Raw genomic sequence first — 18,912 nt, forward strand, 5'->3', positions numbered from 1 at the left:
CGCCCCCGCGCGGACCCGCCGCCCGCCCGGGGTTACGCTCACCGGCATGGCGCACGACTTCCCGTCCTTCGGCGACCCCCACGGCGGCAGCTCCCCGGAACTCACCCGGGCGGCGGTGCTGGCCGCCGTCGAGGCCCGGCTGATCTCCACCTTCGGCGAGCCGAGCGGCCGCGCCGCCGTCACCTTCCTCGGCACCGACCGGATCGAGGTGCTGCGCTTCGGCCCGGACACCGAGGACCTGGTCCGCTACGCGACGCTCGGGATGTCCGCCGCCCCGATGGCCGACCCGACCTCGCCGGTCGCCGACCAGCTGCGCGGACCGCGCGCCGAACTGGTGCTGACGGTGCGCGGCGGGCGCGACGGCGTGCTGCGCAGCCTCGCCACCTTCGCCGCGACCCCGCAGGTCGAGGGCCTGGTGGTGGCCCCGGGCGGCTCGCTGGACCTCGGCGCCCCGCTCTGGGACGGCGCCCCCTTCACCTCGGTGCTGGCCGCCGAGCCGGGCGGCCTGGTCGAGGACCTCGAACTGGCCGAGCCCGCCGAGCCGGTGCGCTTCCTGCCGCTGCTGCCGATGACGCCCAACGAGGCGGGCTGGAAGCGGGTGCACGGCGCGGTCGCGCTCCAGGAGCGCTGGCTGAACCACGGCACCGACCTGCGCGACCCGCAGCGGCGCGGCGTCACGCTCGACTGACCGGAGCGCGGCCGGGGCGTACGGCCCGCGCCCGCGCCCCCGTCGCACTCCGGTGCGCGGCGCGACCCGCCGTCAGCGCTCGATCGGCTTCGCCCCGGTGGCCTGGGCCAGCAGCGCCTCGTACACCTCGGGGTCGGTGGTGTGCTCGCCGAGCCGGACGGTCTTGCGGCTGCCGTGGTAGTCGCTGGAGCCGGTGACCAGCAGGCCGAGGTCGCCGGCCAGTCCGCGCAGCCGCCGCCTGGCCTCCTCGTCGTGGTCGGTGTGGTCGACCTCCAGCGCGGCCAGCCCGGCCGCCGCGAGGTCGGCGATCACCTGGTCCGAGACCGTCCGGCCGCGCTTGACCGCGCCGGGGTGGGCGAACACCGGCACCCCGCCGGCCGCCCGGACCAGCCGGACCGCCCGCACCGGGTCGGTCTCGTGCTTGCGGACGTCCGCCCGGCCGCCGTTGGCCAGCCAGTCCGCGGTGAAGGCGTCCGACACGGTGGCCACCACGCCCGCCTCGACCAGCGCGCTGGCGATGTGCGGCCGGCCGACCGAGCCGTCCCCGGCGATCCGCTGCACCTGCTCCCAGCTGATGTCCGCCCCGAGCTCCCGGCAGTGCTCCACGACCGCGCGCCCGCGCCGGAACCGGTCGGTGCGCACCAGCTCCCGTTCGGCCGCGAACTCCGGCTCGGCCGGGTCGAACAGGTACGCCAGCAGGTGCAGGCTGACGCCCTCCACCGCGCAGGACAGTTCGGCCCCCGGGACGAGGGCCAGCCGGGCGCCGTCCGGCAGCGCCCGTACCGCCCGCGCCGCCTCGTCGTGGCCGGCCACGGTGTCGTGGTCGGTGAGCGCGACCACGTCCAGGCCGGCCGCGACCGCCGCCGCGACCAGCTCGGCCGGGCTGTCGGTGCCGTCGGAGGCGTTGCTGTGGGCGTGCAGGTCGATGCGCACGGGGCGGACTCCTGAGTGCTCGTGGGTGCCGCCCAGGATAGGCCGTTCGGGGGTCGGTCAGCCCAGCAGTCGGGGGGAGAGGGCGCCGCAGGGCAGCAGGTCCAGTTCGGCGCCGGCCTCGCGCAGGTCGGTGAGCACCAGTTCGTCGTACATCACCAGGGCGGACTGCTCGGGCCAGGCGATCGCCCACAGCCAGAGCCCGCGGGCCTCGCCGACGAACACCGCGCGGTCGGGCGGGGCGTCCGGGACGTGGAACATCGGGGTGGGCCGCCCGGCGGCCATCAGCTTGGCGTCGGCGGGCTTGTACAGGCCGACGGAGTCGCCCGGGTCGGGGCCGGGCAGCCCGGCGTAGCGGGCGCCGAGGCCGACGCCCAGCTCCTCGGCGACCAGCACCAGTTCGCCGAAGCCGCCGAGCGGGGCGGGGCCGGAGCAGGCGACGGCGGTGGCCCGGGCGCCCGAGACGTCGTCGCCGACGTGGGCGATGCCGGTGTAGAGCCAGCCGACCGGGAGCGGCCAGGGCAGCCAGACGGGGACCTGCGAGCGGGCGACGGCGACGCCCAGGGCTTCCACGCTCGGGGGCAGCACGGGCTGCATCGGGTGCACTGCTCCGTGCCGGTCGCACTGCCAGGTGTCCGAAAAAAGACCGGGGGCGCGGACCCGACCGGCGCACCTCGGGCAGCTTGGCTCGCCCCTCATAGCCGACAACGCTCCTCCCTCCGGACCGCCGCGTCAAGGACGATCACCCGTACGGACGGCTCGGCGGCACCTGTCGGTGCTGGACGTTCGGCCGGCGCGGGTGGGGTGCGGCGCGGGCGGTTCCCGTTGGGGGATGTCCCGTGGCGGGCGGCGGCAAACGTCCGCCGGGGCCGGGGCGCGGATCGGGGCCGGACACACTGACGCCCCGTCATCGGCGATCGCGGTGACGGGGCGTCAGTCGGGTATCGGTACGTCCGGATCGGACGCTCCCGGCTCGTCGGCGGCGGGTGGGGCCTCCCGGTCGGAGGCGCCGCGCCGGATCAGACGGTCGGGCACGGGCGGATGAGCAGGCGCTCGCCGGTGCGGGCGGCGTCCTGGACGAGCTCGCGGACGGTCTCGGCGTCGGCGATCACGCGGTCGGTCGCGGTGCCGTTGGTGTCGTCCAGTCGGAGGATCTCGAAGCGCATGGGCTTGGTCATGGGCGTCTCCTTTCCTGGCCCCGCCGGGCGGGGCGATTGCGGCTGAGTCGGTATCAGCCCTTCCGGGGTCCTGCGGATCCGGCGCTGCGGCCGGATCGGGCGCGTCGTACGTGCGGCGGTCTGCTGCGGCAAGGGCTCCCCCTGCTTGCCTGGTGCGTCCAATGCCTCGTGCAACCACGGTGCCGTGGCGGTGCTACTGGGCCGTTGCCCGCCCGTAACGTCCGGGTTTCGACTGATTGGCGCCTTCGTGAGGGCCGGCGATGATTCCCGGACAGAATCAAAGATTACCGTAACTAACGACTTTTGTCCTGTGCGAACGCGGTCGAACGTACGGAAGTGGTTCAGACCACTCCGGGAGGATCAGGCCCAGAAGGCGGCCAGCGCCGCGGCCGTGGCGGCCGGCCGCTCGGCGTTGGGGGAGTGGCCCGCGCCCTCGACGACCACCCGGCGGGCGGCCAGCCGCTCCGCCATCCCGGTCTGCTCCGGCACCGGCCAGGCGTAGTCCTGCTCCCCGGACAGCACCAGCACCGGCAGCACCCCGGCGGTCACGGCGGCCAGCTCGGCCACCCGGTCCGGCGCGGCCATCAGGTGCCCGCCGGTCACGGCCAGCGACCGCGGCACGTTCGCCACCCAGCGGCGGTGCAGGAACTCGGCGACGCCCGGCGCCAGGACGGGCTGCGGCTTCCCGCTGTCCGCGTCCAGCTGCCGCATCACCTGCCAGATCTCCTCCAGGTCCAGCACCGACAGGGCGTCCAGCAGCAGCCCGGTCCGGGCCGCCTCGGCCGGATCGATCGCCCCCGGCCCGGTGGCCATCAGGGTCAGCGAACGCCACGGCAGCGGGCCCTCGGCGGCGGCCGCGAGGACCGCCTCCCGGACCACCTGGCCGCCGAAGGAGTGCCCCAGCAGGTGCACCGGCCCGCCCTCCGCGGCCAGCACCCCGGTCAGGGCCCGGACGTCCGCGCCCAGCGCGTCGACGGCGTACGCCGCCTCGTCGTCCGGCCCGCCGGTCTCGTACTGGCCCCGCTGGTCCACGGCCGTCACCCGGTACCCGGCGGCCGCGAGCGGTCCGAGCAGCGCGATGAAGTCCTCCTTGCTGCCCGTGAACCCCGGCACCAGCAGCGCCGACCCGCGCACCGGCCCGGCCGGTTCCGCCCGCAGCGCCGCGAACTCCCCGCGCGCGGTCACCACCCGCTCGGCGCGGGCACAGCCGGGCAGGGTCAGGAACGGCGGAGTGCTCATGGACGGATTCCCTCCCGCGACTGGCGAACGCCCCAGCCTATGCCGTCCCCGGCACCCCGCCCCACCAGCCCGGACGCCCGATCGGCGCCGGGTCGGGAACGCCCGAGGGGGCGGACGGACCGGTGCGGTCCGTCCGCCCCCTCGGGGCGGGCCGGGTCAGCCCTCCGGAGTGGTCTCCGGGGTGGCCGCGGCCTTGCGGGTGCGGGTCCGCTTGCGCGGGGCCGGCGCCTCCTCGGCAGACGCCTCGGCGGCCGGGGCCTCCGGGGCGGTCTCGGCGACGGCCTTGGGCTTGCGGGTCCGGGCCGGCTTCTTCTCGGCCGGGGCCTCGGTCACCGCGGCGGCCTCGACGGCCTCCGCCGCCTCCGCCTCCGCCTTGGGCTTGCGGGTCCGGGTGCGGGTCGGCTTCTTCTCGGCCGGAGCCTCGACCGGGGTCTCGATCACCGCAGCGGCCTCGACCGCCTCAGCCTTGGGCTTGCGGGTCCGGGTGCGGGCCGGCTTCTTCTCCACCGGAGCCTCGACCGGAACCTCGGCCGGGGCCTCGATCACCGCGGCGGCCTCGACGGCCTCCGCCGCCTCAGCCTTGGGCTTGCGGGTCCGGGTCCGACGCGGCTTCTCCTCGGCCACCGGCTCGGCGACGACCGCGACCACGGCGGCCTCGACCACCGCGGCGGCCTCGGCGACGACCTCGGCCGCCGCCACGGTGGTCTCCACCGCGGCGGTCTCGCCGGCCCCGGCACCCCCGCGCGAGCGGCGGCGACGACGGCGCGGCGCGGCCTCGCCCTCGGTGCCCTCGACGGCCGGAGCCGCCTCGGTCACCGGAGCGGCGGCGACCGCAGCGGCCTCGCCCTCGCCGAGCGAGGCACCACGGCGGGTGCGACGGCGCTCACGGGTGCGGCGCGGCTTCTCCTCGGCCGGGGTCTCGACGGCGGCGGCCCGGCCCGAGCCGTTCCGCCCACCGGCGCTGCCGTTGCCGCTGCTGCCGGCGCCGGCGTTCCCGCCGCGGCCGCGACCGGAGCGCGAGCCCCGCCCGCCGGTCTCGCCGAGGTCCTCGATCTCCTCGGCGCCGAGCCCGGCCCGGGTGCGCTCGGAGCGCGGCAGCACGCCCTTGGTGCCCGGGGCGATCTTCAGCAGCTCGTACAGGTGCGCCGAGGTGGAGTAGGTCTCCTCCGGGTCGTTGAACGACAGCTCCAGCGCCTTGTTGATCAGCTGCCAGCGCGGGATGTCGTCCCAGTCGACCAGGGTGACGGCGGTGCCGGAGGCGCCGGCCCGGCCGGTACGGCCGATCCGGTGGAGGTAGGTCTTCTCGTCCTCGGGGCACTGGTAGTTGATGACGTGGGTGACGCCCTCGACGTCGATGCCGCGGGCGGCCACGTCGGTGCAGACCAGCACGTCGACCTTGCCGTTGCGGAAGGCGCGCAGCGCCTGCTCGCGGGCGCCCTGGCCGAGGTCGCCGTGGACGGCGCCGGCCGCGAAGCCGCGCTGGGTCAGCTGGTCGGAGACGTCGGCGGCGGTGCGCTTGGTGCGGCAGAAGATCATCGCCAGCCCGCGGCCGTCGGCCTGCAGGATGCGGGAGACCATCTCGACCTTGTCCAGCGAGTGGGCACGGAAGATGTGCTGCTCGGTGTTGGCCACGGTCGTGCCGGTGTCGTCCGGGGCGGTGGCCCGGATGTGGGTCGGCTGGCTCATGTACCGGCGGGCGAGGCTGATGACCTGGCCCGGCATGGTGGCCGAGAACAGCAGGGTCTGCCGCTTGGCCGGCAGCATGGTGATGATCTTCTCGACGTCGGGCAGGAAGCCCAGGTCGAGCATCTCGTCGGCCTCGTCCAGGACCAGCGCGCGGACCTTGGAGAGGTTCAGCTTCTTCTGGCCGGCCAGGTCCAGCAGTCGGCCCGGGGTGCCGACGACGATGTCGACGCCCTTGTTGAGCGCCTCGACCTGCGGCTCGTACGCCCGGCCGCCGTAGACCGCGAGCACGCGGACGTTGCGGACCTTGCCGGCGGTCTGCAGGTCGTTGGTGACCTGGGTGCAGAGCTCGCGGGTCGGGACGACGATCAGCGCCTGCGGGAAGTCGGAGAGCTGCTCCTCGGTGGCCCGGCCGGCGTCCACGTCGGCGCGCACGACGGCCCGCTCGATCAGCGGCAGGCCGAAGCCGAGGGTCTTGCCGGTGCCGGTCTTGGCCTGGCCGATGACGTCGTGGCCGGTCAGCGCGACCGGGAGGGTCATCTCCTGGATGGGGAAGGGGTGGACGATGCCGACGGCCTCCAGGGCCTCGGCGGTCTCCGGGAGGATCCCGAGGTCCCGGAACGTCGTCTTGATGGGTTCAGCGGTGGTGGACAGGGTGCTGCCTCTTCCGTTTTCGGAGGGGCCGAGAGCGAGCGGCGGGCGGGCAGCCGCGCGGCTGTGTGCGGGCCTGGACGGCCCTGATGACAGCTGCGCGGACGCACAACCGCGCCGGTCCCTGCGGCCGGCCGGTGCGCGCGGCCCGATGCGGGGCGCGTCGCCGGCGGCGTCGGGGAGAGTTCCCGTGAGGGACCTGCGCGGGACCTCCGCCAGGTGGGCGTGGTCTCGGCGGCCCTCGCTCGGCCACTGATGCGGTGCCAAGGCTTGGGGTCCAAGCCATGGTCGGAGCCGATCGGCTCTCCGACCGGGCATCCGCGTACGTGAGTACCCCTGGCTCCGGTGCGGACACGTCCGAGGGGACGGTGCCGCTAAGGAGCGGACTCGTGCGGGCCACCGAGACGGCGGTGGCACCGTGCGAGCACGACGGGGCTCCGTACCACCATACAGTCAGGCGACGACTCGAACACGTGACGCGTCTGACATTGCCCCCGGGCACCGGCCCGTCCCGGGCCGATCCGGCAGGTCACCGGGGGCGCCGGGTGGTGGGGGAGCGGGCCGGTCGGGACTAAGGTGACGGGTCATGGAGACCCATGGTGAGACGCAGGACGGCACGGGCGGCTCGATCGGCGACTGGGCCACGTGCTCGGCCGAGCCGGGCTACCGCGCCGCGGTGCTGGACCTGCTCGGCGCACTCGCGTACGGCGAGCTGAGCGCCTTCGAGCGGCTCGCCGAGGACGCCAAGCTGGCGCCCGACCTGGCCGACAAGGCGGCCCTGGCCCGGATGGCCTCCGCCGAGTTCCAGCACTACCAGCGGCTGCACGACCGGCTCGCCGAGATCGGTGCCGACCCGCAGGAGGCGATGCGCCCCTTCGTCGAGCCGCTGGAGCTGTTCCACCGGATGACGGCGCCCTCGGACTGGCTGGAGGGCCTGGTCAAGGCCTACGTCGGCGACGCCATCGCGACCGACTTCTACCGCGAGGTGGCCGTCCGGCTGGACGACGACACCCGCGAGCTGGTCCTCGGCGTCATGTCCGACACCGGCCACGGCCAGTTCGCCGTCGACAAGGTCCGCCAGGCCATCGAGGCCGACCCGCGGGCCGGCGGCCGCCTCGCCCTGTGGGGCCGGCGGCTGATGGGCGAGGCGCTCAGCCAGGCCCAGCGGGTCGTCGCCGAGCGGGACGCGCTGTCCAACCTGCTGGTCGGCGGCGTCCAGGTGCAGGGCTTCGACCTGGTCGAGGTCGGCAAGATGTTCAACCGGATCACCGAGGCGCACACCAGGCGGATGGCCGCCCTCGGCCTGGCCAGCTAGTTCCTGCCCGGCCGGGGCCTGCCCGGCCAGGACCCCTCAGGCCGGCCGGTGCCGCCGCGGCGCGCGGTGGGCGCCGGCCCGGTGCGGGTGGTGCCGGTGCGCCGGGGCCCGCCCGGCGGCGAGGTCCGGCCGGGCCAGCAGCGAGGTGATCACCCCCGCGGCCAGCGCCGAGCAGGCCACCGCGATCACCGGGTAGCGCCCGGCCAGGCAGAAGTGCGCGACCGCCCCGCCGAGCAGCGCGGCGGCCAGCGCCGTCCCCGCCACCGTCGGGCGGGACGCCCGGAAGTACGAGGGCAGACCGAACAGCGCGGCCGCGGCCGCGGTCAGGCCGACCAGGGCGAAGACGATGGATTCGACCAGCAAGGCGGCCTCCCGGGGGCGGGCGTACGGCACCGGCGCCGTCCCTGTCGCCCTACCCCGGCCGGCCCGGCCCCACACACGACCTCCACATACGACGGTGCCCCGCTCCCGGAGGGAACGGGGCACCGGACACCCGGTTCGGGCGGCGCCTCAGAGAGTGCCGAAACCGACCTTGCGGGCGGCCTGCTCGCCGATCTCCACGTACGCCAGGCGCTCGGCCGGGACGATGATGCGACGGCCGTGCTCGTCGGTGAGCGTGAAGAGCTTGGTGGGGCCCTCCAGCGCCTTCGCGATCGCGCTCTCGACCTCATCGGCAGTCTGCGAGCTCTCGATCACGATCTCGCGCGGCGCGTTCTGCACGCCGATCTTGACCTCCACGGCTTCCGTCCCTCCGGGTTTGCAGCCTCCACGCGCGGGAACCGGACCGCCTGGGACAAGCGACCGCGGCGACCGCGCCGTACGACTTCACCATAGAGCACCCGATCACCGCCCAGGCGATGGTCAGCGGATCGTCAGCGCTGAGCGGAACCCTCCGGCGCGAGGTCGGACGGGTGCATCGGGAAGCCCTTCAGGCCCCGCCAGGCCAGGCTGGCGACCAGCCGCACCGCCTCGTCGCGCGGGATCTCCAAGCCCTGCGACAGCCAGTACCGGGCGGTGATCTGGGCCAGCCCGCAGACCCCGGCGGCCAGCAGCTTGGACTCCGCCTCCGGCAGGTCGGTGTCCTCCTGGATGACCTTGCTGACCAGCGTCGCGCTCGCCTCGGAGGCCCGTTCCACCCGCTCGCGCACGGCGGGCTCGTTGGTCAGGTCCGACTCGAAGACCAGCCGGAAGGCACCGGACTCGCTGGAGACGTAGTTGAAGTACGCCTCCATCGTCGCGGCCACCCGCAGCTTGTTGTCGGTGGTGGTGCCCAGTGCCTCGCGGGTCGACTCGACCAGGGCGTCGCAGTGCTTGTCCAGCAGCGCCAGGTAGAGGTCCAGCTTCCCGGGGAAGTGCTGGTAGAGCACCGGCTTGCTCACCCCGGCACGATCGGCGATGTCGTCCATGGCGGCCGCGTGGTAACCCTGCGCGACGAACACCTCCTGGGCGGCACCGAGCAGTTGTTCACGGCGGGCGCTTCGCGGCAGGCGGGCACCGCGCGGGCGCTCCTGCGCCTCCTGGATGGCCGTCACGGCGCTCCTCACTTCGGGGTTGTTCGGGGCTGGCAAGAGGGCCGATTCTACTTTTCGGTAACCGCGTGCGCCCCAGGCGAAGGCGAGAAAAGCTGCTCGGACCGTTGTCAGGAGCCCACAATACGGCGCTGACCTCGGCCTCGGCAGTGCCGAGACCGAGGAGACGGGACGGCCGGACCACCCCCGCCGGCCCCCACCGGGGCTCACTACCATCGTCCACCATGAGCAGCGCTGAGCAGCAGGTACGTACGGTCGAGGTTCCCGGCGCGGTGCTCGCGGTGCACCGGCCCACCGCCGGAGCGGCCCCCGACGGGCGCGAGCCCGGGCTCTTCGTGCACGGCCTGGGCGGCTCGGCCGCCAACTGGACGGCCCTGATGGACCGGCTCTCCGGCCTGGTCGACGGCGAGGCCCTGGACCTGCCCGGCTTCGGCCGCTCCGGCCCGCCCACCGACGGCAACCTCAGCCTCTCCGGCCACGTCCGCGCCGTCATCGGCTACCTGGAGGCCTCCGACCGCGGCCCCGTCCACCTCTTCGGCAACTCGCTCGGCGGCGCCGTCGCCGTCCGGCTCGCGGCGCTGCGCCCCGACCTGGTCCGCAGCCTCACCCTGGTCTCGCCCGCCCTGCCCGAACTGCCCCCGCAGCGTTCCGCCTGGCCCACCGGCCTGCTCGCCCTGCCCGGCCTGCCCGCGCTGCTGAGCCGGCTGTCGGCCGGCCGGCGGGACGCCGAGGCCGCCACCGACGACCTGCTGCGGCTGGTCTACGGCGACCCGGCCGCCCTGAGCCCGGCCGCCCGGGCCGAGGCGGTGGCCGAGTACCGGAGCCGGCTGGACCTGCCGCACGCGCTGCCGGCACTGGTCGGCTCGGCCCGCGGCATCGTCTCCGCGTACACCGAGCGCGGCGACCAGGCGCTGTGGCGGCAGGCCGAGCAGGTGGCGGCGCCGGTGCTGCTGGTGTACGGACGGCGCGACCGGCTGGTCTCCTACCGCTCCGCCCGCCGGGCCTTCGCGGCCTTCGCGGACGCCCGGCTGCTGGTGCTGCCGGAGTCCGGGCACGTCGCGATGATGGAGCACCCCGACGAGGTCGCCCGGGCCGTGCGCGAGCTGATCGCGGACACCGCCGGCTGACCGTCACGCGCGGGCGGAGCGTGCGGGCGGAGCGCGTATAGCGCCCGCTAACGGCCCGGTTCGGGGCGAGGTCACGGCGGTTCACTCGTTCAGGTGGCAGCCAGGCATGTGACCGATGGATCGCCCCGGGCCGGTCCTACCTTTCTGCTGCCGGACCGAACAGGTGTGGGGGAGGGCCGCCGGCGCCGGAGCACACGGCGCACGGCCCGAGCAAGCGTCCCGGCGTACGGCCCCGCGGCTCCCGACGGCCCCTGCCCGGGGGCGTCCAAGGGGTGCGGGGGGACGGCCGGCCCCGGCCGAGGCCGCCGTCACCGTGCCCGTTCCGAGGCAGAAGGAGGTCTCCCGTGCGCGTCGCCCTGCTCACCGAGGGTGCCCGACCGCATCCCGAACGTGGCGCCGGAGCCTGGTGCGACCGGCTGGCCGAGGGCCTGCCGGAGCACGGGTTCGAGCTGTACCTGCTCACCGGCCCGGACGGGCTCGGCGCCGTCGCCCGGCTCTCGCCCGCCTGGCACGGCGCCCACGACCTGGTCCTGTGGGGAGGCCGGCCGCGCGGCCGGGCCCCCGGGGCGCTGCGCAGACGCCAGTACGCCCAGGCGTACGAGGACCTGCTGCGGGCGCTGGTGCTGCCGGGCGAGCGGGCCGGTTTCGGCGCCGGACTGTACCGGCTGGCGGCGTCGGCCAGGGAGGACGCCGGCACGCTGTCGGCCTTCCTCGCCTCCGCCCACGCCCGCCGGGTGCTGGAACGGACCTGGCGGCTGCCCGGCGCGGACACCCCGGCCGGCCGGCCGCTGGTCCGCGACGTCCTGGTCGCCGCCGACCTGCTGGAGCAGTGCCTGCGCCCGCTGTCCGCACCCTGGTACGGCACCGGCCCCGGCGGCCTGGGCGGCGCCGACCTGTGCCACGTGGTCGGCGGCGGCCCCGCCGCGCTGCCCGCCCTGGTCGCCCGGCAGCTGCACGGGGTGCCGTTCGTGGTCACCGAGCACGGCCCGCACCTGCGCGAGCAGTCCGTCGGCCGCCCGCCCCTGGCGCCCGGAGGCGGGCGGGCGGCCCACGGGGCGCCGGACCTCGGGGGGACCCCCACGCCGGCGCGGGCGCTGCTGCTGTCCTTCTTCCGGGCACTCACCGAGGAGACCTACCGGCAGGCCGCGGTACTGACCCCGGGCAGCGCCCACGACCAGCAGTGGCAGCGCCGCTGCGGGGCCGACCCGGCGCGCACCCGGGTGGTGTACGAGGGCACCCCGGCGGTGGACAGCCCGGCGGCCGGGCCGGAGCCGGGGCGGCCGACCCTGGTCTGGGCGGGCGCGCTGGAGCCGGGCCGCGACCCCGAACTGATGCTGCACGCCTTCGCCCGGGTCCGGGCCGAACTGCCCCGGGCCCGGCTGGTGGTGCACGGTGCGGAGGCCGCCCCCGGCCACCGGGCGCACTGCGCCGCGGTCGCCGAACGGCTGGGGATCGCCGCCGCGGTGGACTTCGCCGGCCGGCCCGCCCCCGGCACGCTCGCCGAACTCTGGCAGGGCGGCACGGTGGTGGTGTTCTCGGCGCTCTCCCAGCGCAGCCCCCGGCTGCTCGCCGACGCCATGCTCAGCGGCCGGGCGGTGGTCTCCACCGACGTCGGGGTGGCCCGCGAGGTGCTCGGCCCGACCGGGCTGCTGGTGCCCGCCCGCGACCCGCGCGCCCTGGCCGGGGCCTGCCTGGCGCTGCTGCGCGACGAGGAGCGGCGCTCCCGGCTCGGCCTGGCGGGGCGGCTGCGGGCGCAGGAACGCTTCGCCGTCGAGCCGGTGATCGCCGCCTTCCGGGAGATCTACCTGGAACTGGTCTCGCAGTACCCCGCCTACCCCGGGGGCGGCGCCGCCGACCCGGGCGGGCCGGCGCCGCGGCCCTTCGCCCGCCCCGCCGAGTACTGGCTCGGCGAGCGGCCGCGCGGCGCCCGGGAGGACCGGGACCGCCCGGACCGCCCCGGGCACCCCGACGCCGCCGCGGCCGCCGCCGGCCCGGCCCTCGCGGAGGCCGTCTGATGTCCGGCCCGGTGGGGGTCAGCGCCGACCCGGTGCGCGAGCTGATGGCCGAGCACCGGGAGCTGTGCGAGCGCGCCGTCGATCCGCTGGAGATCGCCGCCGGGCTGGAGGAGGCCGGGCTCGGCCCGGACACCGCCGCGCGCTGCCGGCACGCCGACCTGTTCTCGCTGGCCGAGGAGCTGTACGCCCGGGTGCCCCGCCGCCCGCCCGTGCCCGAACCGCCCGGACCCCGGCGCTGCGCGGCCGCCGCCCGGGCGGCGCTGACCGCCGCCGCGCTCGCCGTGCTGCCCTGCGCCGCCGTGGTGGCGTTCGGCACCCGCCCGGCCGTGCTGCCGATCGCGGCCGTACCGCTGGTGCTGCTGCCCGCGCTGACCGGCGGGGCCCCGGCCGAGCCCGGACCGCCGCCGTGCGGCCCGGCCTGCCCGACGGAGCTCGGCCCGGCCCGCACCCCGCCCCGTCCGTCCGGCTCCCGGCTGCGCCCCGCGGCGCTCGGGCACGGGCTGGGCCTGGCCGCGCTGCTGCTGCTCCCGCTGGCGGCGCCGGGCCGGGACCGGCCGCTGGCCGCCGCGCTGGTGCTGGCCGCCGCGGTGTCGGCGGGCTCGGCGGAGCGGGCGGCCCGCTGGTACCGGCAGGTCGGCCGGGGGCACCTCGGGGCGGCCCGCACGCTGGCCGAGTTCCGGGCCCGGATGCGGCCGGTGCTGCCGGTGGCGGTGGCGCTGCACCTGGCGGTGCTCGCGGTGCTGACCTACGCCGCGCTGGCCGTCCTCGCGGTGGTCGCGCCGCGCCCCGGGCCGGGCCACGGCGGCGGCCTGCTGCACCTGGCCGCCGAGCGGGCCGGCACCGCCGCGTGGGCGGCGCAGGGCGTGCTGGGCCTGCTGCTGGTGCTGCCCGCGCTGCTGGCGCGCTGCGGCCGGGAGAGGGCGGCCGCGCTGGGCGCGGTGGCCGGACCGGTCGCGGCGGCGGTGCCGCTGGCGCTGGGCCGTCCCTGGCCGTCGGCCGTCCTGCTGGGCGGCGGCGCGGTCGCGGCGGTGCTGCTGGCGCACGGCTGGGCCGTGCTCGGCCGGGCCGGCTCGCACCGCTGAGCCGCTCCCGGACCTCGGATCTCGTTCGCTGTTTCCGCTGTATTTCAGTCCGCCAGGTCGTCCCCGACCTCGCTTCGTGGAAGGACGCCCCCGATGAGGGTGCTGCTGCTGGGCGCCGACGGCTTCATCGGCCGCCGGGTGACCGATCGTCTGCTGATGGACCAGGAGTTGCAGGTGACGGTGCTCGGCCGGCGCGACTCGGCCGACATCCGCTTCGACCTGACCACCGGGAGCCCGGGCGCGCTGGCCCGCTTCCTGGACGCGGTCGCGCCGCAGGTGGTGATCAACTGCGCGGGCGCCACCTACGGCAGCTCGCGCACCCTGATCCGGTCGAACACGCTGGCCGTCGCGACCGTCTGCGAGGCGATCCGGCGCAGCCGGGAGCCGGCCCGGCTGGTGCACGTCGGCTCGGCCGCCGAGTACGGGCCGGTGCCCGGCGGGGTGCCGGTGTCGGAGCAGGCCGAGCCGCGGCCGGTCGGCCCGTACGGGGTGTCCAAGCTGGCCGGGACGGAGCTGGTGCTGGCCTCCGGGCTGGACGCGGCGGTGCTGCGGGTGTTCGACGTGGTGGGGCCGGGGGCGCCGACCGCCTCGCTGTTCGGGCGGCTGGCCGAGGGCCTGCGGCGGGCGCTGGAGCGGGACGAGAGCCAGGTGCGGATGCCGGACCTGTCCGGATACCGGGATTTCGTGGACGTGCGGGACGTCGCCCGGGCGATCCAGGCGGCGGCGGTGTCGGCCGCCACCGGGGTGATCAACGTCGGCAGCGGGCACGCGGTGCGGGCCCGGGACGCGGCCCAGCTGCTGGTCCGGGCCTCCGGCTTCGAGGGCTCGATCGTGGAGGAGAACCGGCCGGTGCTGCTGCCCGCGCAGGTCGGCGGCCCGGCCGGCGACCACCTGCCGAGCCACGGCCACCACTCCGGGCCGTACCTGCCGGGCCACCGGGTGGAGGAGCGGCGGCCGGAGGGCCGGCCCGCCCCGGGCGAGCCGGTGCCGTGGCGGCAGGCGGACGTGCGCACCGCCCGGGACCGTCTCGGCTGGCGGACACAGGTGCCGCTGGAGGAGTCGCTCGGGGACGTCTGGCTGGAGACGGCCTGCCGGGTGTGAGTTCCGCCGCGGGGTGCGTCCGGGCCCGTGATTCCGGGCCCGGGGGCGCCCGCGGGGGGCCGGCGGGCGGTTCCACCATCCGGCGCGGCCCGTCTCGCCCATCGGACGGGCTGTCTCGGAATACCGGAGGGGCGTGACACTGTTGGCCTAGAGAGCCACCCCGGTGGCGGTGCAACAACCCCGTCCGAGGGTGGCCCGGGCCACCTGAACCAGAGACCCATCGGAGTCCCCGTGTCGTTGCCACCCCTGGTCGAGCCGGCCGACGAGCTCACCGTCGACGAGGTCCGCAGGTACTCCCGCCACCTGATCATCCCGGACGTGGGGATGGCCGGGCAGAAGCGGCTGAAGAACGCCAAGGTGCTGTGCGTCGGTGCCGGCGGCCTGGGTTCGCCCGCGCTGATGTACCTGGCGGCGGCCGGTGTCGGCACGCTGGGCATCGTCGAGTTCGACGTGGTCGACGAGTCCAACCTGCAGCGCCAGATCATCCACGGCCAGGCCGACATCGGCCGTTCCAAGGCGGAGTCGGCGCGGGACTCGGTCAAGGAGATCAACCCGTACGTCGACGTGGTGCTGCACGAGGAGCGCCTCGACAACTCCAACGTGATGGAGATCTTCGCCGGCTACGACCTGATCGTGGACGGCACCGACAACTTCGCCACCCGCTACCTGGTGAACGACGCCGCGGTGCTGCTCGGCAAGCCGTACGTGTGGGGCTCGATCTACCGCTTCGACGGCCAGGCCAGCGTGTTCTGGGCCGAGCACGGCCCCTGCTACCGCTGCCTCTACCCGGAGGCCCCGCCGCCGGGCATGGTCCCGTCCTGCGCCGAGGGCGGCGTGCTGGGCGTGCTCTGCGCGTCCATCGGCTCGATCCAGGTGAACGAGGCGATCAAGCTGCTGGCCGGCATCGGGGACCCGCTGGTCGGCCGGCTGATGATCTACGACGCCCTGGAGATGAACTACCGCCAGGTGAAGGTCCGCAAGGACCCGGACTGCGCGGTCTGCGGCGAGAACCCGACGGTCACCGAGCTGATCGACTACGAGGCCTTCTGCGGCGTCGTGTCGGAGGAGGCCCAGGCCGCGGCCGCCGGTTCGACGATCACCTCGAAGCAGCTCAAGCAGTGGCAGGACGACGAGGAGGACATCTACCTCATCGACGTCCGCGAGCCCGGCGAGTACGAGATCGTCAACATCCCCGGCGCGGTGCTGATCCCGAAGAACGAGTTCCTGATGGGCGACGCCCTGGAGAAGCTGCCGCAGGACCGGAAGATCGTGCTGCACTGCAAGTCGGGCGTGCGCTCGGCCGAGGTGCTGGCCGTGGTCAAGGCCGCGGGCTTCGCCAACGCCGTCCACCTGGGCGGCGGGGTGCTCGGCTGGGTGAGCCAGATCGAGCCGCACAAGCCGGTCTACTAGGACACGCACACCCGAGGAGGGGCCCGCCGATCCGGCGGGCCCCTCCTCGGCGTTTCCTGCCGTCGCCTTCCGTACGGTCGGGTTCCGCAGGGTCAGAGCGCCTGTTTGCGCTGCAGCACGTTGTAGGCGATCCAGCCCGGCACCACGGGCAGCCAGAAGGTGAGCGCCCGGTAGAGGAACACCGCCGGGGTGGCGACCGCGGGGGAGACGTCCGCGACGGTCAGGGCGCCGATCAGGGCGACCTCGACCGGGCCGATGCCGCCCGGGGTGGGGATCGCCGAGCCGGCCGCGTTGGCGGTCAGGAAGACCACCGCGACGGCCGAGAAGGAGATGTCGCCGCCGAAGGCCTGCACCGAGAAGTCCAGGCAGGCGGTGAAGGACAGGGTCAGCAGCAGGATGCCGCCGAAGCCGGTGACCAGCTTGCTGGGCGTCTGCATCAGGTCGAGCATGCGCGGCACCACGCCGAAGAACAGCGAGCGCAGCCGGCCCAGCACGAAGCGGCGCAGCGGCGCGACCGCGGCCACCACCAGGGCGAGCACCGCGGCGGTCAGCACCCCGATGATCACCGCCCGGGAGGCGGAGAGGTCGCCGTTGGTCTGGCTGCCGGTGATCAGGCCGAAGCTGAACAGCAGCAGCAGGTGCCCGGCCAGGCCCGCGAGCTGGGAGGCGCCGACCGAGGCGACCGCCTGGCCGGGGCGGATGCCGGCCTTCTGCAGGTAGCGGGTGTTGAGCGCGATGCCGCCGATCGCGGCGGGGGCGACCAGCTTGACGAAGGAGCCGGCCAGCTGGGCGGCCACCGTGCGCCGGAACGGCAGCTTCTCGGGGACGAAGCCGGTCAGGCTCATCGAGGCGGCGACGTAGCTGAACGCGGCCGCCAGCAGGGCCGCCGCGGCCCAGGCCCAGTTCATCTGGGAGAGCTTGAGCTGGGCCGGCTTGATGGTGGTCAGCGCCAGGTAGGCGGCGAAGGTGAGCGCGATCACCATGATCAGGCTCTTCGGCTTCAGCCGTTCCAGCTTGGCGGGCTGCATCGGCGCCTCGGGGGCGATCTGCAGGATCTGGCCGCGGATCCGGCTGAGCAGGTCCTCGCCGGCCGCCGCGATGTCCTCCTCGGCCTGCTGCTGGGTGCGCTCGCCGGCCGCGACCTGCTCCAGCGCCCTGGCCCGGGCGGCGGTCTTGCGCTCCTTGGTGAGCTTGGCCAGGTCGACCCGGGTGGAGCGGCTCATCCCGACCGGCTGCAGCAGCGGCAGCGCCTGGGCGACCCGGTCGGCGCCGAGCACCGCGTTGGCGGTGGCGACGGCCCGCTCGGGGCCGATCCGCAGCGCGAAGGTGGTGAGCAGCTGGGCGACGTCGATGCGCAGGGTCAGGTCGGTGGCGGCGATGTCGCCGCCGGACAGGTTGACCAGGCAGGCGGTCCCGTCGTCCACCACCAGCAGCGACTCGCCGGTCAGCCGGCGGTGGGCGATCCGGCGCTCGTGCAGGGCGGCCACCGACTGCCACAGCGAGGCCATCACCCGGTCGGTGACCTCCTCGTCGGCGAGCTCGTCCAGGGTGCGGCCCTCGACGTTCTCGTACACCAGGATCGCGGCGTCCGGGCCCAGCTCGGAGGTGGCCACCAGCTGCGGCGCGCGGGCGCCCGAGGCGGCCGCCGCGTACGCGATCAGCGCCTCCTGCTCCAGCGCCTGGCGCAGCGACTGGGGGCTGCGGCGGACGGCCACCGAGCGCAGCCGCAGCCGGCGCCAGGCCCGGTAGAAGAAGCCGGAGGCCTGCTGCTCGCGGTCGATGATGTGGACGTCCAGCGGCGGGCCGTCCTGCTGGGTGACGTAGTAGCGGCGGGTGCCGCCGGGGGCGTCCGGGGCGCGGTGGGCGCCGTCCGGGGTGAACCCGACCTTGCGCAGGCCGATCATCAGGTGCTGGCCGGTGGGCCGGATGTTGGGGGAGCCGATCGCGTACAGCGTGCCGTAGGCGACGGACCAGCCGATCAGCACGGTGAGCAGCAGCGACAGCGGGGTGGTGTAGCCGCCGAGCAGCTCGGTGATCCCGCTGAAGACCACCACCACCCACAGGGCCACCCGCCAGCGCGGTCTGCTCGACATGCCGACGGCCGTCATGTAGGCGATCACCGGGGCGAGGTAGCCGTGCACCGGGTCGGTGAGGCTGCCGTTGCTGTCCAGCGGCAGCCTGGTCAGCGCCGTCCGGATGTGCTCGGAGGCGCCCTCGGCCACCCACCAGTCGATGCCCAGCGAGACGCCGTACGCGAGCACCGAGGCGAGCACGCCGTCGGCGACCCGCAGGCCGTCGCGTTTTATCAGCCGCTCGACGGCGAAGGCCAGCGGCACGGCGAGCACCGCGACGCTGGAGACCAGGCCGGTGATGGTGGACAGCACCGCGGAGAAGTGCGGCGCGTTGGTGGCGATGTCCTGCTCGATGCCGGTGGTGGTCGAGGTGGCGATGCCGGCCAGGACGAAGACCGCGACTATCCCGAAGACCCCGGCCAGGAAGCGGATCAGGTCGGACGGGCGGTGCGCGCGGGCGGCGAGCAGCGGCTCGTCGACGTCCAGGTGGGGGGCGTCCTCCAGCGGGTCGTGGTACTCGGCCCGCGGGGCCGGCGGCACCGGGGCGGGCGGTTCGGGGTGGGACGGCTCCGGGTTGGACGGCTCCAGGTCGTCCGGTTCCGGGCCGGACACGGGAGCGGGTCCGGCGGCCTGTGCCGGCGTGGGGGTCTTGATCGTCGGGTCCTTGATCAGGGAGACTTCCGGCGTCGGCCCGGGCACGGGCCGCCCTTCGGGCCCGTCACCGGAACCGGCCGGGGGCACGGCGGAGCCGGACTCGTCGGAGTCCCTGTCCACGCCCACGTCAGCCGTCCCGGTCATCTGGTCTTGTCCTCGTATCACCACTCACCGCCCCGAAGATGGTGGCATGCCCCGGCCCCCCGTGCTGGACAGGGGCCGGATCGGGCGCGGCGGG

General features: G+C 75.5%; 16 protein-coding genes. 7 read left to right on the forward strand and 9 right to left on the reverse strand.

Going from position 1 to position 18,912, the window contains the following annotated elements; translation table 11 throughout:
* The first annotated feature begins 46 nt into the window (after positions 1-46).
* Positions 47-688 (forward strand): suppressor of fused domain protein, encoded by a 642-nt coding sequence (locus ABTZ03_RS07190; RefSeq protein ID WP_350511864.1) that lies wholly within the window; start codon positions 47-49, stop codon positions 686-688.
* Positions 689-760: 72 nt separating this feature from the next.
* Here the strand turns inward: ABTZ03_RS07190 and ABTZ03_RS07195 are convergent, their stop codons facing one another.
* The 5 genes from ABTZ03_RS07195 to ABTZ03_RS07215 form a co-directional block, all read right to left on the reverse strand.
* Entirely contained in the window at positions 761-1,621 is an 861-nt protein-coding gene (locus ABTZ03_RS07195) for a PHP domain-containing protein (protein WP_350511865.1), read from the reverse strand.
* 57 nt (positions 1,622-1,678) lie between these two features.
* The gene (locus tag ABTZ03_RS07200; protein WP_350511866.1) at positions 1,679-2,317 is read right to left on the reverse strand and encodes a DUF6758 family protein; all 639 of its coding nucleotides are present in this window, start codon (positions 2,315-2,317) and stop codon (positions 1,679-1,681) included.
* 320 nt (positions 2,318-2,637) lie between these two features.
* Positions 2,638-2,784 carry a DUF8834 family protein gene (locus ABTZ03_RS07205; protein WP_502894412.1) on the reverse strand — a complete coding sequence of 49 codons (147 nt, stop codon included), beginning with the start codon at positions 2,782-2,784 and terminating at the stop codon, positions 2,638-2,640.
* 372 nt (positions 2,785-3,156) lie between these two features.
* On the reverse strand, positions 3,157-4,035 hold the full coding sequence (locus ABTZ03_RS07210) for an alpha/beta fold hydrolase (protein ID WP_350511867.1): 879 nt from the start codon (positions 4,033-4,035) through the stop codon (positions 3,157-3,159).
* A gap of 156 nt (positions 4,036-4,191) precedes the next feature.
* The gene (locus ABTZ03_RS07215; RefSeq protein ID WP_502894402.1) at positions 4,192-6,258 is read right to left on the reverse strand and encodes a DEAD/DEAH box helicase; all 2,067 of its coding nucleotides are present in this window, start codon (positions 6,256-6,258) and stop codon (positions 4,192-4,194) included.
* A 697-nt stretch (positions 6,259-6,955) separates the two neighbouring features.
* Here ABTZ03_RS07215 and ABTZ03_RS07220 point away from each other — a divergent pair.
* Positions 6,956-7,684: a ferritin-like fold-containing protein gene (locus ABTZ03_RS07220; protein WP_350511868.1), complete on the forward strand. Its 729-nt coding sequence runs from the start codon at positions 6,956-6,958 to the stop codon at positions 7,682-7,684.
* A 36-nt stretch (positions 7,685-7,720) separates the two neighbouring features.
* Here ABTZ03_RS07220 and ABTZ03_RS07225 read toward each other — a convergent pair whose 3' ends face one another.
* From ABTZ03_RS07225 to ABTZ03_RS07235, 3 genes are all read right to left on the reverse strand, one after another.
* Entirely contained in the window at positions 7,721-8,047 is a 327-nt protein-coding gene (locus ABTZ03_RS07225) for a hypothetical protein (RefSeq protein ID WP_350511869.1), read from the reverse strand.
* A gap of 147 nt (positions 8,048-8,194) precedes the next feature.
* The gene (locus ABTZ03_RS07230; protein ID WP_350511870.1) at positions 8,195-8,422 is read right to left on the reverse strand and encodes a DUF3107 domain-containing protein; all 228 of its coding nucleotides are present in this window, start codon (positions 8,420-8,422) and stop codon (positions 8,195-8,197) included.
* A gap of 134 nt (positions 8,423-8,556) precedes the next feature.
* A complete protein-coding gene (locus ABTZ03_RS07235) occupies positions 8,557-9,216 on the reverse strand; it encodes a TetR/AcrR family transcriptional regulator (protein WP_350511872.1) in 660 nt (219 codons plus the stop codon).
* Positions 9,217-9,437: 221 nt separating this feature from the next.
* Here ABTZ03_RS07235 and ABTZ03_RS07240 point away from each other — a divergent pair, with 221 nt between their 5' ends.
* The 5 genes from ABTZ03_RS07240 to moeZ all read left to right on the forward strand — a co-directional run bounded on the left by ABTZ03_RS07240 (position 9,438) and on the right by moeZ (position 15,948).
* On the forward strand, positions 9,438-10,340 hold the full coding sequence (locus ABTZ03_RS07240; protein WP_350511873.1) for an alpha/beta fold hydrolase: 903 nt from the start codon (positions 9,438-9,440) through the stop codon (positions 10,338-10,340).
* A gap of 344 nt (positions 10,341-10,684) precedes the next feature.
* On the forward strand, positions 10,685-12,355 hold the full coding sequence (locus tag ABTZ03_RS07245) for a DUF3492 domain-containing protein (RefSeq protein ID WP_350511874.1): 1,671 nt from the start codon (positions 10,685-10,687) through the stop codon (positions 12,353-12,355).
* Positions 12,355-13,437: a hypothetical protein gene (locus ABTZ03_RS07250; protein ID WP_350511875.1), complete on the forward strand. Its 1,083-nt coding sequence runs from the start codon at positions 12,355-12,357 to the stop codon at positions 13,435-13,437. The genes ABTZ03_RS07245 and ABTZ03_RS07250 overlap by 1 nt, the downstream gene beginning before the upstream one ends.
* 93 nt (positions 13,438-13,530) lie before the next feature.
* The gene (locus ABTZ03_RS07255) at positions 13,531-14,538 is read left to right on the forward strand and encodes an NAD-dependent epimerase/dehydratase family protein (RefSeq protein WP_350511876.1); all 1,008 of its coding nucleotides are present in this window, start codon (positions 13,531-13,533) and stop codon (positions 14,536-14,538) included.
* A gap of 231 nt (positions 14,539-14,769) precedes the next feature.
* Positions 14,770-15,948: an adenylyltransferase/sulfurtransferase MoeZ gene (gene moeZ / locus ABTZ03_RS07260; RefSeq protein ID WP_350511877.1), complete on the forward strand. Its 1,179-nt coding sequence runs from the start codon at positions 14,770-14,772 to the stop codon at positions 15,946-15,948.
* 92 nt (positions 15,949-16,040) lie between these two features.
* Here the strand turns inward: moeZ and ABTZ03_RS07265 are convergent, their stop codons facing one another.
* Positions 16,041-18,818 (reverse strand): flippase-like domain-containing protein, encoded by a 2,778-nt coding sequence (locus ABTZ03_RS07265; protein WP_350511878.1) that lies wholly within the window; start codon positions 18,816-18,818, stop codon positions 16,041-16,043.
* Between the last annotated feature and the right edge of the window lie 94 nt (positions 18,819-18,912).

Source organism: Kitasatospora sp. NPDC096077 (assembly GCF_040303245.1).
Classification (GTDB): domain Bacteria; phylum Actinomycetota; class Actinomycetes; order Streptomycetales; family Streptomycetaceae; genus Kitasatospora.

Excerpts from the sequence above, each read along its gene's own strand:
- ABTZ03_RS07190 (WP_350511864.1), top strand. The coding sequence starts at position 47 with ATGGCGCACGACTTCCCGTCCTTCGGCGACCCCCACGGCGGCAGCTCC.
- ABTZ03_RS07200 (WP_350511866.1), bottom strand. The coding sequence starts at position 2,317 with ATGAGGGGCGAGCCAAGCTGCCCGAGGTGCGCCGGTCGGGTCCGCGCC.
- ABTZ03_RS07205 (WP_502894412.1), bottom strand. The coding sequence starts at position 2,784 with ATGCGCTTCGAGATCCTCCGACTGGACGACACCAACGGCACCGCGACC.
- ABTZ03_RS07210 (WP_350511867.1), bottom strand. The coding sequence starts at position 4,035 with ATGAGCACTCCGCCGTTCCTGACCCTGCCCGGCTGTGCCCGCGCCGAG.
- ABTZ03_RS07215 (WP_502894402.1), bottom strand. The coding sequence starts at position 6,258 with ATGACCCTCCCGGTCGCGCTGACCGGCCACGACGTCATCGGCCAGGCC.
- ABTZ03_RS07220 (WP_350511868.1), top strand. The coding sequence starts at position 6,956 with ATGGAGACCCATGGTGAGACGCAGGACGGCACGGGCGGCTCGATCGGC.
- ABTZ03_RS07240 (WP_350511873.1), top strand. The coding sequence starts at position 9,438 with ATGAGCAGCGCTGAGCAGCAGGTACGTACGGTCGAGGTTCCCGGCGCG.
- ABTZ03_RS07250 (WP_350511875.1), top strand. The coding sequence starts at position 12,355 with ATGTCCGGCCCGGTGGGGGTCAGCGCCGACCCGGTGCGCGAGCTGATG.
- ABTZ03_RS07255 (WP_350511876.1), top strand. The coding sequence starts at position 13,531 with ATGAGGGTGCTGCTGCTGGGCGCCGACGGCTTCATCGGCCGCCGGGTG.
- ABTZ03_RS07265 (WP_350511878.1), bottom strand. The coding sequence starts at position 18,818 with ATGACCGGGACGGCTGACGTGGGCGTGGACAGGGACTCCGACGAGTCC.